This is a genomic window from Corynebacterium sp. KPL2838, from assembly GCF_040225455.1.
GTDB classification, from domain to species: Bacteria; Actinomycetota; Actinomycetes; order Mycobacteriales; family Mycobacteriaceae; genus Corynebacterium; species Corynebacterium rhinophilum.
In genome coordinates this window covers 1-15,084 of sequence record NZ_JBEHFT010000024.1, presented here as the reverse complement: position 1 = coordinate 15,084, position 15,084 = coordinate 1, and the positions used below count along the sequence as shown (strand labels likewise).

General features: G+C 58.8%; 11 protein-coding genes. 10 read left to right on the top strand and 1 reads right to left on the bottom strand.

The genetic code is table 11. The features are described 5' to 3' along the window. The first annotated feature begins 74 nt into the window (after positions 1-74). From nusG to rplA, 3 genes are all read left to right on the top strand, one after another. Positions 75-980 carry a transcription termination/antitermination protein NusG gene (gene nusG, locus ABRP98_RS08435; RefSeq protein WP_349858659.1) on the top strand — a complete coding sequence of 302 codons (906 nt, stop codon included), beginning with the start codon at positions 75-77 and terminating at the stop codon, positions 978-980. Between the two features lie 170 nt (positions 981-1,150). Then, positions 1,151-1,594, top strand: a complete 444-nt coding sequence (gene rplK / locus ABRP98_RS08430) for a 50S ribosomal protein L11 (RefSeq protein WP_023016714.1) — start codon at positions 1,151-1,153, stop codon at positions 1,592-1,594. Between the two features lie 68 nt (positions 1,595-1,662). Continuing rightward, positions 1,663-2,367 (top strand): 50S ribosomal protein L1, encoded by a 705-nt coding sequence (rplA, locus tag ABRP98_RS08425; RefSeq protein ID WP_284770898.1) that lies wholly within the window; start codon positions 1,663-1,665, stop codon positions 2,365-2,367. A gap of 110 nt (positions 2,368-2,477) precedes the next feature. On the opposite strand, the gene ABRP98_RS08420 is transcribed toward rplA, so the two are convergent. Then, complete coding sequence (locus tag ABRP98_RS08420) at positions 2,478-3,815, bottom strand: cryptochrome/photolyase family protein (protein ID WP_349858657.1); 1,338 nt, start codon at positions 3,813-3,815, stop codon at positions 2,478-2,480. Positions 3,816-4,101: 286 nt separating this feature from the next. On the opposite strand from ABRP98_RS08420, the gene rplJ reads away from it, so the two are divergent. The 7 genes from rplJ (at position 4,102) to ABRP98_RS08385 (ending at position 14,951) form a co-directional block, all read left to right on the top strand. Continuing rightward, on the top strand, positions 4,102-4,623 hold the full coding sequence (rplJ, locus tag ABRP98_RS08415) for a 50S ribosomal protein L10 (RefSeq protein ID WP_349858655.1): 522 nt from the start codon (positions 4,102-4,104) through the stop codon (positions 4,621-4,623). 88 nt (positions 4,624-4,711) lie between these two features. Further along, positions 4,712-5,101, top strand: a complete 390-nt coding sequence (gene rplL, locus ABRP98_RS08410; RefSeq protein WP_349858653.1) for a 50S ribosomal protein L7/L12 — start codon at positions 4,712-4,714, stop codon at positions 5,099-5,101. A 173-nt stretch (positions 5,102-5,274) separates the two neighbouring features. Continuing rightward, complete coding sequence (locus ABRP98_RS08405) at positions 5,275-5,553, top strand: type II toxin-antitoxin system RelE/ParE family toxin (RefSeq protein WP_284642670.1); 279 nt, start codon at positions 5,275-5,277, stop codon at positions 5,551-5,553. Beyond that, positions 5,528-5,872: a HigA family addiction module antitoxin gene (locus tag ABRP98_RS08400; RefSeq protein WP_349858651.1), complete on the top strand. Its 345-nt coding sequence runs from the start codon at positions 5,528-5,530 to the stop codon at positions 5,870-5,872. Before ABRP98_RS08405 ends, ABRP98_RS08400 begins: the two co-directional genes overlap by 26 nt. 67 nt (positions 5,873-5,939) lie before the next feature. Next, positions 5,940-6,953, top strand: a complete 1,014-nt coding sequence (gene pgfA / locus ABRP98_RS08395) for a cell envelope lipid trafficking protein PgfA (RefSeq protein ID WP_349858649.1) — start codon at positions 5,940-5,942, stop codon at positions 6,951-6,953. A 375-nt stretch (positions 6,954-7,328) separates the two neighbouring features. Further along, complete coding sequence (gene rpoB, locus ABRP98_RS08390) at positions 7,329-10,823, top strand: DNA-directed RNA polymerase subunit beta (RefSeq protein WP_349858647.1); 3,495 nt, start codon at positions 7,329-7,331, stop codon at positions 10,821-10,823. Between the two features lie 132 nt (positions 10,824-10,955). Then, positions 10,956-14,951, top strand: coding sequence for a DNA-directed RNA polymerase subunit beta' (locus tag ABRP98_RS08385; protein ID WP_349858645.1), 3,996 nt, complete (start codon positions 10,956-10,958; stop codon positions 14,949-14,951). The last annotated feature ends 133 nt before the right edge of the window (positions 14,952-15,084 follow it).

The following is a 15,084-nucleotide window of genomic DNA, read 5'->3' as shown; positions in this document are numbered from 1 at the left end:
ATACTTTTTGCCCACACGCGCCGCGGGTAGGCTGGTTCTACAACACGCGCCGATGACATTTTGGAGTACCACTCATGAGCGACGAAAATAACGTCGAAAACCCAGGAACCTCCCTAGAGGAGGCTATGCAGTCCAACGTGCAGGAGCAGGCGGCAGAGCACGCCAGCGTAGTCGAGGACGCCCAAGAGGAGGCCGCAGCACCGGCTGGCGCAGAAGACGCTGCGCTTGCCGATGCCCCTTCGGCGGAGGCCGAGTCCGCCGAAGAGACCGGTGCAGAGTCCGAAGAGGCCGCTGCGGAGGCTTCCGCCGAAACCGAGGAAGAGGCCGAGGACGCCGCTTACCGCAAGCGCCTGCGCGAATTCACCCGCGAGCTGAAGAAGCAGCCGGGCCAGTGGTACATCATCCAGTGCTACTCCGGCTACGAAAACAAGGTGCGCACAAACCTCGACATGCGTGCGCAGACCCTTGAGGTGGAAGACTCCATCTTCGAGGTCGTCGTCCCCATCGAGCAGATCATGGAAAACAAGGACGGCAAGAAGAAGATTGTAAAGCGCAAGCTGCTGCCGGGCTACGTTCTGGTACGCGCTGAGCTTAACGATGCCGCCTGGTCCGTCATCCGCGAAACCCCCGGCGTTACCTCCTTCGTGGGCAATGAAGGCAACGCGACGCCGGTGAAGACCCGCGACGTGGCTAAGTTCCTCATGCCGAATGAAGCTCCCGCCACCAAGGGCGAGGCAGCTGCGAACGAGCAAGAGGGCGAGCAGGTCGTTGAAATGCCGGAGAAGGAAGTGGCCAAGAAATACGCCCACGACTTCGAGGTGGGCGAGGCCGTTACCATCCTGTCCGGCCCGCTGGCTGCAGTGTCTGCCACCATCTCCGAAATTGACCCGGAGACCGGCAAGATGCAGGGCCTAGTCTCCATCTTCGGCCGTGAAACCCCAGTGGAGTTGTCGCCGACGGAAATCGAGCGCATTTCTTAAAAAATGATTTTGTGCAGGGCGCACGGTGTTCTAGACTGGAACGCCGTGCGCCTTTTGCGTGCGCACACGTAAATCGTTTCATCCTCCGGTGGCCCACTGAGGTGAGCATCCGGACGGGCCGCGTTATTCATCGTGACGCAGGTTCGGTACCACAGGAAAGAGGTAATTCGATGGCTCCAAAGAAGAAGGTATCTGGCTTCATCAAGCTGCAGATCGAGGCTGGCGCCGCTAACCCGGCACCGCCAGTTGGCCCGGCACTGGGTGCCCACGGCGTCAACATCATGGAATTCTGCAAGGCTTATAACGCCGCTACCGAGAACCAGCGTGGCAACGTGGTTCCTGTTGAGATCACCGTCTACGAAGACCGCTCCTTCGACTTCAAGCTGAAGACCCCGCCGGCAGCCAAGCTGCTGCTGAAGGCCGCTGGCGTCCAGAAGGGTTCCGGTGTTCCGCACACCGATAAGGTCGGCACCGTCACCTGGGATCAGTGCAAGGAAATTGCACAGACCAAGTTCGAGGACCTCAACGCCCGCGACATCGAGGCCGGCGCACACATCATCGCTGGTACCGCCCGCTCTATGGGCCTTAACATCGATGGCGCACCGGAGAAGTAAAAACTTTATGTGGTAGGGCCAGCTTCGGCCCGCCAAATACCACGCCAATCCAGAAAAGGAATTGTTAAATGAGCACCAAGTCTAAGGCTTATAAGGCCGCTGCGGAACTTGTAGATAAGTCCCGCCTGTACCGTCCGATCGAGGCCGCAAAGTTGGCCAAGGAGACCTCCTCCAAGAACTTCGACGCCACCGTTGACGTCGTCTTCCGCTTAGGTGTTGACCCGCGCAAGGCTGACCAGCTGGTGCGCGGTACCGTCTCCCTGCCTAACGGCACCGGTAAGGACGTTCGCGTCGCCGTCTTCGCTGAGGGCGAGAAGGCTACCGCAGCTCAGGAAGCTGGCGCTGACATCGTCGGCACCTCCGAGTTGATCGAGCAGATCAACGAGGGCAACCTGAACTTCGACGTTGCCATCGCTACCCCCGACCAGATGGCCAAGGTTGGCCGCGTTGCCCGCGTCTTGGGCCCACGTGGTCTGATGCCTAACCCGAAGACCGGTACCGTAACCAACGACGTTGCTAAGGCAATTAGCGAGGTTAAGGGCGGTAAGATCTCCTTCCGCGTGGACAAGGCTGCAAACCTGCACGCCATCCTTGGTAAGGCTTCCTTCGATGCTGAGAAGCTCGCTGAGAACTACGGCGCCCTCATGGATGAGATCCAGCGCCTGAAGCCTGCTTCCGCTAAGGGCATCTACATCAAGCGCGCCACCATCTCCACCACCTCCGGCCCAGGCATTCCTGTGGACGGCTCCGTGCAGAAGGGCTACACCGACTAAGACGGTGATAGCGCATAGCGCGTGAATGAAGACCCCGAGGATTTTCCTTGGGGTCTTTTGCATCGTTCAACAGGCCTTGCGGTGTGAACGAAAAGTCTAGGTATTGAGCGTTAGTCTGCGCCTTTGATCTCGGAGTAGGCATCTAGGGCCGCCTGGCGCGACTGCCTGAGATCCACGATGGGTGGGGCGGATAACGTGGGAGCCCAGCGGCGGATATAGGCGCCTTCGGGGTCGAAGCGCTGTGCCTGGGTTTCAGGGTTGAAGATGCGGAAGAAGGGCGCGGCATCATCGCCGCAGCCGGCCACCCATTGCCAGTTAAATGGGTTGGACGCGGCATCGGCATCCACCAGGGTGTCCCAAAACCATTCCTCGCCTAGGCGCCAATGGATTCCCAGGTTCTTGGTAAGAAACGAACCCACCACCATGCGCACGCGGTTGTGCATGTAGCCGGTGTGCCAGAGCTCGCGCATACCGGCATCGACAAGTGGGATGCCCGTCGTACCCTCCTGCCAATCCTTTAGCCGCGGGTCATCCCAGGACCAGTCGAAGCGGTTGAATTTTTGCCGCACGTTGCGGGTGGCCAGATCGGGCAGGTGGTAGAGCCGGTGCCAGGCAAAGTCGCGCCACAGCAACTCGGAGTGGAACTTCTCCGCGTCGGGTTCCTCGGCGGCGGCCACCCAAACTTCGCGTGGGGATACCTCGCCAAAGCGCAGGTGCGGCGATAGCAGAGAGGTGGCGTTGTGCGCGGGTATATCGCGTTCTCTGGCATAGTGAGTTAAGTCGAGCTGGGCTAGGCGTTCGCGCGCACCTGCCTCCCCTGGCGTCCAATACTGGGCGAGCGACGCAGCCCACTGCGGTTCATCGGCGCTGGGGTTGGGCCAACTGCTGCTTGCCGATGCCCCCATCTCCCGCTCCGCCAGCAATTCCGGTACTGGCAGCGGCTCATCGTCGGCGACCTGGGATCGTGCGGCGGCCGCGAAGGGAGTAAAGACCTTATAGGGTTTGCCCTGGCCATTGGTGATCTCCCATGGCTCCACGAGGGTGAAACCGGGGCAGGAGATGGCGTTAACTCCGGCATCGGCAAGCGTTGCTTTGACCGTGGCATCGACTTCGCGCAGCGGGCCGTGGTAGCGGCGGGTCCAGGTGACGGTATCGGCGCCAACCTCGTGGGAGATGCGGGGAATGACGGCGCGGGCATCGCCGGTAGCGCGCAGAAGCTTCACCCCACGGGAGGCAAGCTCCTGCGCTAGGGCATAGAGCGAACTCTCCCGCCACCAGTGAGTGGCGCCACCGAGCGGCCGGGTGCCGGGGTAGGCGGGCTCGTCGAGGACTACGGCCACTAACTCTGGCTTTGAACCGTTTTTATCGGTGGCGGCCTCCGCGGCGCGGGTAAGGGCCTGGTTATCGGATAAGCGCAGGTCATTGCGAAACCACATGAGGGAAGTCATAATAGATAGCCTACGCGGCTGGGCAATTTGGGAATACGAGGAAAGCGCGGTAGTATCCCTTGTGAAGTTTGAACGGCCTTGTGGCCGAGTCAAAGTTCACCGAAGACCGTTGGTCATCCACTAAGGATTGAAAGTTCTCCACCCTGGAGGCGGCCCACGCAGGAGACACTTTGCGCATTCCGCGGCATTTCCCATGTCGCACGCCCTGTGCTCTTGCACGGGGCTTTTCTTTTTGGAAGGCCCCGGCGGAAAATAAAAGAGATGTTTTGGAAGGAGGCGAGAGACAATGGCAAACCCAAAGAACACTGCAGACTTGGCAGAGCTGAAGGAAAAGCTGGCCGATTCTAGCTCCGTCGTTTTGACTGAGTACCGCGGCCTGACCGTATCCCAGCTGCAGGAGCTGCGTAACAACCTGGGCTTTGACGTTGACTACTCCGTCGCCAAGAACACCCTCTTCAAGATCGCTGCCAACGAAGCTGGCATCGAAGGTCTTGATGATTTGCTGACTGGCCCGACCGCAATTGCGTTCATCAAGGGCGAGGCAGTGGATGCTGCGAAGGTCATCACCAAGTTTGCTGATGACAACAAGGCACTCGTCATCAAGGGTGGCTACATGGACGGCGACGCATTGTCTGCGGAGCAGGTTCAGGCCATCGCCAATCTGGACAACCGCGAGACCACCCTCGCAAAGCTGGCTGGCGCTATGAAGGGTTCTATGGCGAAGGCAGCCGCTGTCTTCAACGCTCCTGCAACCAAGGCGGTTCGCACCGTTGTTGCTCTGCAGGACAAGAAGGAAGCAGAAGCTTAAGTCGTCACAACAGACGCACACATAAAACACCGTGTTTGCTACCTCATTACCGGGGAACAAGCACACAACACAGAAAGGACTTGCCATCATGGCTAAGCTCACCAAGGACGAGCTCATTGAAGCTTTCAAGGAAATGACCCTCATCGAACTGTCTGAGTTCGTTAAGGAATTCGAGGACGTCTTTGACGTTGAGGCTGCTGCACCGGTTGCCGCTGCTGCACCGGGCGCTCCGGCTGAGGGCGGCGCTTCCGCTGCCGAGGAGCAGACCGAGTTCGACGTCGTTCTGACCGACGCTGGCGCTAAGAAGATCGGCGTTATTAAGGCTGTCCGCGAGCTCGTCTCCGGCCTGGGCCTGAAGGAAGCTAAGGAAATGGTTGAGGGTGCACCTAAGGCCATCATCGAAGGCGCTTCCAAGGATGACGCTGAGTCTGCTAAGACCAAGCTGGAAGAGGCTGGCGCTTCCGTCGAGCTCAAGTAATTTTACTGAGCTTCACGCTTTCGAAGCCCCCACTCTTACCGCGCTATACGCGGTGGGAGATGGGGGTTTCTCCCGTTTTACGGGTTCCTTGGATTCAAGGGGGCGTTGCGACGACTCTAATAAGGGTGGTCTCAGCGGTAGACTCAAGTTTCAAAGTGTGACACTATAGGATTGTGGAATTTAGGAGAGATAGCTTAGAGCTGTTTCACATTAATGGTAAATCGCCCAAGTACGTACCTCCTGAATTACGGAAAGTATTACGCCGGAAGTTGATCATGATTGATCGATCTGCGACAGTTTCTGATTTAAGAGTTCCACCAGCGAATCACCTGGAAAAGCTCAGAGGTCAGTTCGAAGGCTTTTATTCGATTCGAGTGAATGCACAGTGGAGGATAATTTTCCGGTGGACAGAGAAGGGAGCTATCGATGTTGACTTCATCGATTACCACTAATGACTCAGAAGGAGCACTGGATACAGTCCCTGTGCCGCACCCAGGAGAGGTATTAAGCGAAGAGTTTTTGGCGCCTTTAGGCATTACTCAATATCGCTTGGCGCAGGACGTTTTCAGCAGCAAATCCCAGATTTCGAAGCTTGTCCGAGGGCGAATCGGATTGAGCGCGGATATGGCTTTGCGTCTTTCGGCGTATTTTGGCAATTCCGCCGAATTCTGGTTGGGATTGCAAGAAGAATATGACCTTTGGTGTGCTCGGTGCACGACGGATACGAGCGGCATTATCGCGTGGGATAAGCACACGGCGGAGGAATCTTAGGCTTAGTCCGCTCGAGCCCGCCTGTAGAAACTAGGATTCGAGGGCTAGCGCTGTAGAATTAGCCCCCATGCTGCCCAAGTCCCGCATCTTTTCCGTCCTTTTACTAGGTCTCGGCGTAGCGCTGGTGGCCGCCGGAATAGCGGCGCCGGCGTTTTTGAATTTCTCGCCGCGGTTGCCGTTGGAACTCAAAAACACCACGTGGACCCTTAAGGATGACTCCGCTGATTCCAAAGTGGTTAATAAAGATGGAACGTCGCCGTATTCCGGGCCGATGACCTACCAGATTAATGCGGGCATCCAAGAGCCTTCGGATGAAGATACTGCGACGCTGCGCATAGGGGAGACGCGCCTGCGCGGCGATGGCCAAGGGTTCGACGATTTAAGCCAAGCGCAGGTCTGGACCTATCCCATTGACCGCCTGAGCGGTGAGGCAGAGGCAGAAGCTAGCCTCAGTCACACCTTGGCCAGCCCCGAAGAGAAGGTTGCTATCGATGGCTACTGGCTGAAATTCCCGGCGGATGCGGAGAAAACGAATTACCCGGTCTTTGACCCCACCCTACGTAAGGCGGTGGACGCGGTCTTTGAAGAAGAGACCGAAGTAGAAGGCCGCACAGTGTATCGGTATCACCAGGAAATCGAGCCGACGAACGTAGCGCAGCTTTATGCGGCCGATGGCAATACCACCTCCGTTCCTAAAGAAGATGGGGGCCAGGAACCTGGTTATTTGATGCACTCGGGTAGCCGGGACTTCTATGTTGACCAAGCCACGGGCCTGGTGGTGGGTATGGATATGGATATCGATGACTACTACGCGGACCGCGAGGGCGTAGGTCGCGAGCGAGCATTCGTCTTTAACGGTTCCACCTCAGAGGAATCCCGCGCAGCACTACTCGAGGAAGCGAAATCGTTCCCACGCAACCACGTGGCGGAGATAGCGCGCTGGGCGGCCCTGGGCATCGGGATCGTGCTCATCTTTATCGGAGTCATTGGGGCGCTTGGAATATGGGACCGCAAAAACAAGCATGTGCGTCGGCGGGGCAAGAAGAACAAAGCCAAAGTTAATAGCGAAAATGCCAGCTAAAAGCCTTAAGCGCGGTTCGGGTTGCGGTGGAATGAGTTTTTAGTGGTACGGTGCTTGTGGTTACCGCGATAGACGCGGTGCAGCATTACTGCCGCGTTGGCGCAGCGGCGAGCGAGAGCTTGCCCCCGAACGCGGAATGAAAAAGCCTTAAGAGTGGTGTGTCTTTACATACCTGAGTTTTTCCTATACACTAATTCGTTGCGCTGGAATCTGGATCTTCGGGGCACATTTAGCCTTTCGGGTTGGTGATGGCAAAACCGACTTGACAAGGTGATTTTGTGCATTCTGAACCCAGACACTCCACAGCAGACCGAATGCTAAAATTACCAGCGGTTTTGTTGCTCGTCGGCCAGGGCGAGTAGCAATCCGCGTGAGGTGCTGGAAGGACCCATCTTGGCAGTCTCCCGCCAGACCAAGTCAGTGGCCAATATCCCCGGAGCCCCGAAGCGATACTCGTTTGCAAAAATTAGCGAGCCTATCGCCCTGCCGGGCCTCCTTGACGTACAACTCGATTCCTTTGCTTGGCTCGTCGGCTCGCCGGAATGGCGCGAGCGTGAGCAGGCTGAGCGCGGCGATAACGCACGCGTGACAAGCGGCCTTGAGGATATCCTCGAAGAGCTCTCGCCGATTCAGGACTACTCGGGCAATATGTCCCTGTCCTTGTCGGAGCCTCGCTTCGAGCCGGTGAAAAACACCGTCGACGAGTGTAAAGAAAAGGACATCAATTACTCCGCGCCGCTGTACGTGACCGCAGAGTTTATTAATAACGACACCCAAGAGATTAAGTCGCAGACCGTCTTCATCGGCGACTTCCCGATCATGACGGATATGGGTACCTTCATCGTGAACGGTACCGAGCGCGTCATCGTCTCCCAGCTGGTGCGTTCCCCGGGCGTGTATTTCGATCGTTCCATCGATAAGTCCACCGAACGCCCGCTGCACTCCGTGAAGATTATTCCTTCCCGCGGTGCTTGGCTGGAGTTTGACGTGGACAAGCGCGATACCGTCGGCGTGCGCATTGACCGCAAGCGCCGCCAGCCGGTGACCGTCCTGTTGAAGGCGCTGGGTTGGACCGAGGAGCAGATCAGGGAGCGCTTCAGCTTCTCTGAGCTCATGATGTCCACCCTGGAATCTGACGGCGTTTCCAATACCGATGAAGCGCTGCTGGAGATCTACCGCAAGCAGCGCCCGGGCGAGCAGCCTACCCGTGAGCTGGCGCAGTCCTTGTTGGATAACTCCTTCTTCCGCGCTAAGCGCTATGACCTCGCCAAGGTTGGCCGCTACAAGGCCAACCGCAAGCTGGGCCTTGGCGGCGACCACGACGGTCTGATGACCCTGACTGAAGAGGACATCGCCGTCACCTTGGAGTACCTGGTACGCCTGCACGTTGGCGAGCGTGAGATGAAGGCGCCAAACGGCGAGATGATCTCACTGAACACCGACGATATCGACCACTTTGGTAACCGTCGTCTGCGCACCGTGGGTGAGCTCATCCAGAACCAGGTCCGCGTGGGCCTGTCCCGCATGGAGCGCGTCGTGCGCGAGCGCATGACCACTCAGGACGCCGAGTCCATTACGCCGACATCCCTGATTAACGTGCGTCCAGTTTCTGCTGCTATCCGCGAGTTCTTTGGTACCTCGCAGCTCTCGCAGTTCATGGACCACAATAACTCCCTGTCCGGCCTGACCCACAAGCGCCGCCTGTCTGCGCTGGGCCCAGGCGGTCTGTCCCGTGAGCGCGCCGGCATTGAGGTGCGAGACGTGCACGCTTCGCACTACGGCCGCATGTGCCCGATTGAGACCCCTGAGGGTCCGAACATTGGCCTGATTGGTGCGCTGGCGTCCTACGCCCGCGTGAACTCCTTCGGCTTCATCGAGACCCCGTATCGCAAGGTCGTTGACGGCAAGGTTACGGATCAGGTTGAGTACCTCACCGCTGATGAGGAGGATCGCTTCGCTATTGCTCAGGCCGAGGTGGAGCAGGACGAGGAAGGCCGTCTGATCGGTGAGCGCATCGAGGTCCGTTTGAAGGAGGGTGACATCGGAGTGACCGATGCCTCCGGTGTGGACTACGTTGACGTTTCCCCGCGCCAGATGGTCTCCGTTGGTACCGCCATGATTCCGTTCTTGGAGCATGACGATGCTAACCGTGCCTTGATGGGTGCGAACATGCAGAAGCAGGCGGTTCCGCTGGTTCGTTCCGAGGCCCCACTGGTGGGTACCGGTATGGAGCAGCGCGCTGCTTATGACGCTGGCGACGTCGTCATCACGCCAAAGGCCGGTGTGGTGGAAAACGTCACCGCTGATGTCATCACCATCATGGACGATGAGGGCCAGCGCGATACCTACATCCTGCGCAAGTTCGAGCGCACCAACCAGGGCACCAACTACAACCAGACCCCGCTGGTATCCATGGGTCAGCGCGTAGAGGCCGGCCAGGTTTTGGCCGATGGCCCAGGTACCCACAACGGTGAGATGTCGCTTGGCCGTAACCTGCTGGTTGCGTTCATGCCGTGGGAAGGCCACAACTACGAGGACGCCATCATCCTCAACCAGCGCATCGTGGAAGAGGACATCCTGACCTCCGTCCACATCGAGGAGCATGAGATCGATGCTCGTGATACCAAGCTAGGCGCCGAGGAAATCACCCGCGAGATTCCAAACGTCTCCGAGGACGTCTTGAGCGACCTCGACGAACGCGGCATCATCCGCATCGGTGCTGACGTCCGTGCTGGCGATATCCTCGTTGGTAAGGTCACCCCGAAGGGTGAGACTGAGCTGACTCCGGAAGAGCGCCTGCTGCGCGCCATCTTCGGTGAGAAAGCCCGCGAGGTTCGCGATACCTCCATGAAGGTTCCGCACGGTGAGGTGGGCAAGGTCATTGGCGTTGCTCGCTTCTCCCGCGATGATGATGACGACTTGGCACCTGGCGTCAACGAGATGATCCGCGTCTATGTTGCGCAAAAGCGCAAGATCCAGGACGGCGATAAGATGGCCGGCCGCCACGGCAACAAGGGTGTTGTGGGCAAGATTCTGCCGCCAGAGGATATGCCGTTCATGGAGGACGGCACCCCGGTGGACATCCTGCTTAACACCCACGGTGTGCCGCGCCGTATGAACATCGGCCAGGTGCTTGAGCTGCACTTGGGTTGGTTGGCTCACGCCGGCTGGAAGGTCGATACCGAGGATCCGGCTAACGCTGAGCTCCTCAAGACCTTGCCGGAAGAGCTTTACGATGTCCCTGCGGACTCCCTGACCGCCACCCCGGTCTTCGATGGTGCTACCAACCACGAGATCGAGCGCCTGTTGGCATCGTCCCGCCCGAACCGCGACGGCGACGTCTTGGTCAACGAGCACGGTAAGGCCACGCTTTTCGATGGCCGCTCGGGCGAGCCGTACAAGTACCCCATCTCTGTGGGCTATATGTACATGCTCAAGCTGCACCACTTGGTGGATGAGAAGATTCACGCTCGTTCCACTGGTCCTTACTCCATGATTACCCAGCAGCCACTGGGTGGTAAGGCTCAGTTCGGTGGCCAGCGCTTCGGCGAGATGGAGGTGTGGGCAATGCAGGCTTATGGTGCTGCTTACACCCTGCAGGAGCTGCTGACCATCAAGTCCGATGACGTGGTAGGCCGCGTGAAGGTCTACGAGGCCATCGTGAAGGGCGACAACATTCCAGATCCGGGCATCCCTGAGTCCTTCAAGGTGTTGCTCAAGGAGCTGCAGTCCCTGTGCCTGAACGTGGAAGTTCTTTCCACCGACGGCACCCCGATGGAGCTGTCTGGCTCTGATGACGATGACATGGATAGCCCATCGCTTGGCATTAACTTGTCCCGCGATGAGGGTTCTTCCGCTGACATCGCCTAAATAGATTCTCGGTCCACCGCGGAATGCACGGTTTCGGTGTTTATCACCGGGGCCGCCGCGAGCGGGCAATAAAGATTAATTCATTAAATGCCATCAACTCCTCATAAAACGAGGATGAAAGGGAGACATTACGTGTTTGACGTAAATCTCTTCGACGAGCTCCGCATCGGTCTGGCCACTGCTGACGATATCCGTCGCTGGTCTAAGGGCGAGGTTAAAAAGCCCGAGACCATTAACTACCGCACGCTGAAGCCGGAAAAGGACGGCCTGTTCTGCGAGCGCATTTTCGGACCCACCCGTGACTGGGAGTGTGCTTGCGGTAAGTACAAGCGCGTCCGTTACAAGGGCATCATCTGTGAGCGCTGCGGCGTTGAGGTCACCAAGTCCAAGGTGCGCCGTGAGCGCATGGGCCACATCGAGCTGGCTGCTCCGGTAACCCACATCTGGTACTTCAAGGGCGTTCCTTCCCGCTTGGGCTACCTGCTGGACCTGGCTCCGAAGGACCTTGAGCGCATCATCTACTTCGCTGCCAACATCATCACCTCCGTTGATGAAGAGGCTCGCCACAACGATCAGTCCACCCTGGAAGCGGAAATGCTGCTGGAGAAGAAGGACGTTGAGGACGATACCGAGTCCGAGATCGCAGAGCGCGCTTCCAAGCTCGAGTCCGACCTGGCGGAGCTGGAGGCAGCCGGTGCGCGTGCCGATGCCCGCAAGAAGGTACAAAACGCTGCCGATAAGGAAATGCAGCACATCCGCGAGCGCGGCGAGCGCGAAGTCGCACGCCTGGATGAAATCTGGAACACCTTCCTGAAGCTTGCTCCGAAGCAGATGGTCATCGATGAGACCATCTACGAAGAGCTGGTTGACCGCTACGAGGATTACTTCACCGGCGGCATGGGTGCAGAAGCCATCCAGACCTTGGTACGCAACTTCGACCTCGAGGCAGAGGCCGAGGAGCTGCGTGAGATCATCAACAACGGCAAGGGCCAGAAGAAGATGCGCGCGCTTAAGCGCCTCAAGGTTGTTGCCGCATTCCTCAACTCCGGCAATGACCCGGCAGGCATGGTGCTGGACGCTATTCCGGTTATCCCGCCTGAGCTGCGCCCGATGGTGCAACTGGACGGTGGCCGCTTCGCCACCTCGGACCTGAATGACCTGTACCGCCGCGTTATCAACCGCAATAACCGCCTGAAGCGCATGATCGACCTGGGCGCACCAGAGATCATCGTGAATAACGAGAAGCGCATGCTGCAGGAGTCTGTGGACGCGCTCTTCGATAACGGCCGTCGTGGCCGTCCGGTTACCGGCCCGGGCAACCGCCCGTTGAAGTCTCTGTCTGATTTGCTGAAGGGTAAGCAGGGTCGTTTCCGCCAAAACCTGCTGGGTAAGCGCGTGGACTACTCCGGTCGTTCCGTTATTATCGTCGGTCCGCAGCTGAAGCTGCACGAGTGTGGTTTGCCGAAGCTGATGGCGCTCGAGCTGTTCAAGCCATTCGTCATGAAGCGCTTGGTCGAAAACGACTACGCCCAGAACATCAAGTCCGCAAAGCGCATGGTGGAGCGCCAGCGCCCAGAGGTCTGGGACGTGCTGGAACAGGCCATTTCTGAGCACCCAGTGATGCTCAACCGTGCGCCTACGCTGCACCGCCTGGGTATCCAGGCCTTCGAGCCGAAGCTGGTCGAGGGTAAGGCTATCCAGCTACACCCACTGGCTTGTGAGGCCTTCAACGCCGACTTCGACGGTGACCAGATGGCAGTTCACCTGCCGCTGTCCGCAGAAGCACAGGCAGAGGCTCGCGTGCTGATGCTGGCTTCCAACAACATTCTGTCCCCGGCATCCGGTAAGCCGCTGGCTATGCCGCGTCTGGACATGGTGACCGGCCTGTACTACCTCACCATGGACAAGGCAGAGGACGAGATCGGCGGCAACGGTCGCTACCGCGAGGCTGGCGAGGACTACCCGGCTACTGGCGTGTACTCCTCCTACGCCGAGGCCCTGATGGCCTACGACCGTGGCACGGTTGGTCTTCAGGCACCGATCAAGGTCCGCATCGATCACCTGCGCCCGCCAGAGGACATCGAGGCAGAGCTCTTCCCCGATGGCTGGTCCAAGGGCCAGGCATGGTTGGGCTACACCACCATCGGCCGCATCATGTTCAACGAGCTCCTGCCATGGAATTACCCGTACCTTGAGGGCATCATGGTCCGCAAGGGCGGCGGCACCGACGGCAAGGTGCTCATTGGTGACGTGGTCAATGACTTGGCCACCAAGTACCCAATGATCACCGTGGCCCAGGTTCTGGACAACATGAAGGACGCTGGCTTCTACTGGGCAACCCGTTCCGGTGTGACCATTACGATGTCTGACGTGCTGGTGCTGCCGAATAAGACCGAGATCCTCGAGTCTTATGAGAAGGAAGCAGAGCGCATCGAGCGTAAGTACTGGGAGCAGGGTGCTCTCACGGAGCGCGAGCGTTATGACCGCCTGGTTGAGCTGTGGAAGGATGCTACCGACACCGTTGGTGAGGCCGTCGAGAACATCTACCCGGATTACAACCCAATTCCAATGATTGTGAAGTCGGGTGCTGCCGGTAACATGCGTCAGATCTGGACGCTGGCCGGTATGAAGGGCATGGTTGTGAACTCGCACGGTGATTACATCACCCGTCCGATTAAGACCTCCTTCCGCGAAGGCCTGTCCGTGCTGGAGTACTTCAACAACTCCCACGGTTCCCGTAAGGGTCTGGCCGATACCGCGCTGCGTACCGCTGACTCCGGTTACCTCACCCGTCGTCTGGTGGACGTCGCTCAGGATGTCATCGTCCGCGAAGAGGACTGCGGCACCCGCCAGGGCGTGCGCGTTCCTATCGGCGAGGTATCCGGCGACAAGGTCGTCCTCTCCGAGCTGTGGGAGACCTCCGCTTCCGGTCGCGTGCTTGCCACCGACGTCAAGGACGAGAACGGCGAGGTCGTCGCAGAGGCTGGTGCAGACTTGACCGAGGAGCTTACCCAGAAGCTTCTCGATGCCAAGGTCACCGACGTCAAGGTTCGCTCCGTGCTGACCTGCCAGACCCCGGCTGGTGTCTGTGCTAAGTGCTACGGCAAGTCCATGGCATCCGGCCAGTTGGTAGACATCGGCGAGGCCGTCGGCATCGTGGCTGCACAGTCCATTGGTGAGCCTGGTACCCAGCTGACCATGCGTACCTTTCACCAGGGTGGTGTCGGTGGCGACATTACCGGTGGTCTGCCGCGTGTGCAGGAGCTCTTCGAGGCTCGTAACCCGAAGAACCGCGCACCGATTGCCTCCGTGGATGGCACCGTGTCCCTGTCCGATGAGGGCAACTTCTGGACCATGACCATTACCCCGGATGACGGCTCTGATGACGTGGTTTACGAGAAGCTGTCCAAGCGCCAGGGCCTGGCTCAGGTGCGTCGCCCGATGGAGTCCAACCCGGATGCGATGATCGAGCGTTCCTTGAAGGACGGCGACCACGTTGAGACCGGTGACCGCTTGATGCGTGGTGCGGCTGACCCGCACGACGTGCTTGAGGTTCTGGGCCGTCGCGGCGTGGAGCAGCACCTCATCAACGAGGTGCAGGCCGTGTACCGCACCCAGGGCGTGGCCATCCACGACAAGCACATCGAGATCATCATCCGCCAGATGCTGCGCCGTGGTACCGTCATCGACGCCGGTACCACGGAGCTGCTGCCGGGTAACCTGATTGACCTTTCTGAGGCCAAGCAGATGAACGCTGCTCAGGTCGCAGAAGGCGGCGAGCCGGCACAGCTGCGCTCGGAGATTATGGGTATTACCAAGGCCTCCTTGGCTACCGAGTCCTGGCTGTCCGCTGCTTCGTTCCAGGAGACCACGCGCGTGCTTACCGATGCCGCTATTAACAAGCGCTCCGATAAGCTCATCGGTCTCAAGGAGAACGTCATCATCGGTAAGCTGATCCCGGCCGGTACCGGTATCTCGCGCTACCGCAATATCTCCGTCAAGCCGACCGAGGCTGCGCGCAACGCCGCATACTCGATTCCGACTTACGGCGATTCCATCTACGGCGATGATGGCTTCGGTGAATTCACCGGCGCCTCCGTCCCGCTGGATGAAGACTTCACCTTCTAAGTCCTAGAGCGCGTGCCCCACGGCACCGCGTTCAATTAGAGCCCCCGCTTCCGTGTCTGAACTGCTCCCCATTAGTTGGACTGAGAAATCAGTTACCGACTAGTAGGGAGTAGTTTTCTTTGAGAGCACGAAG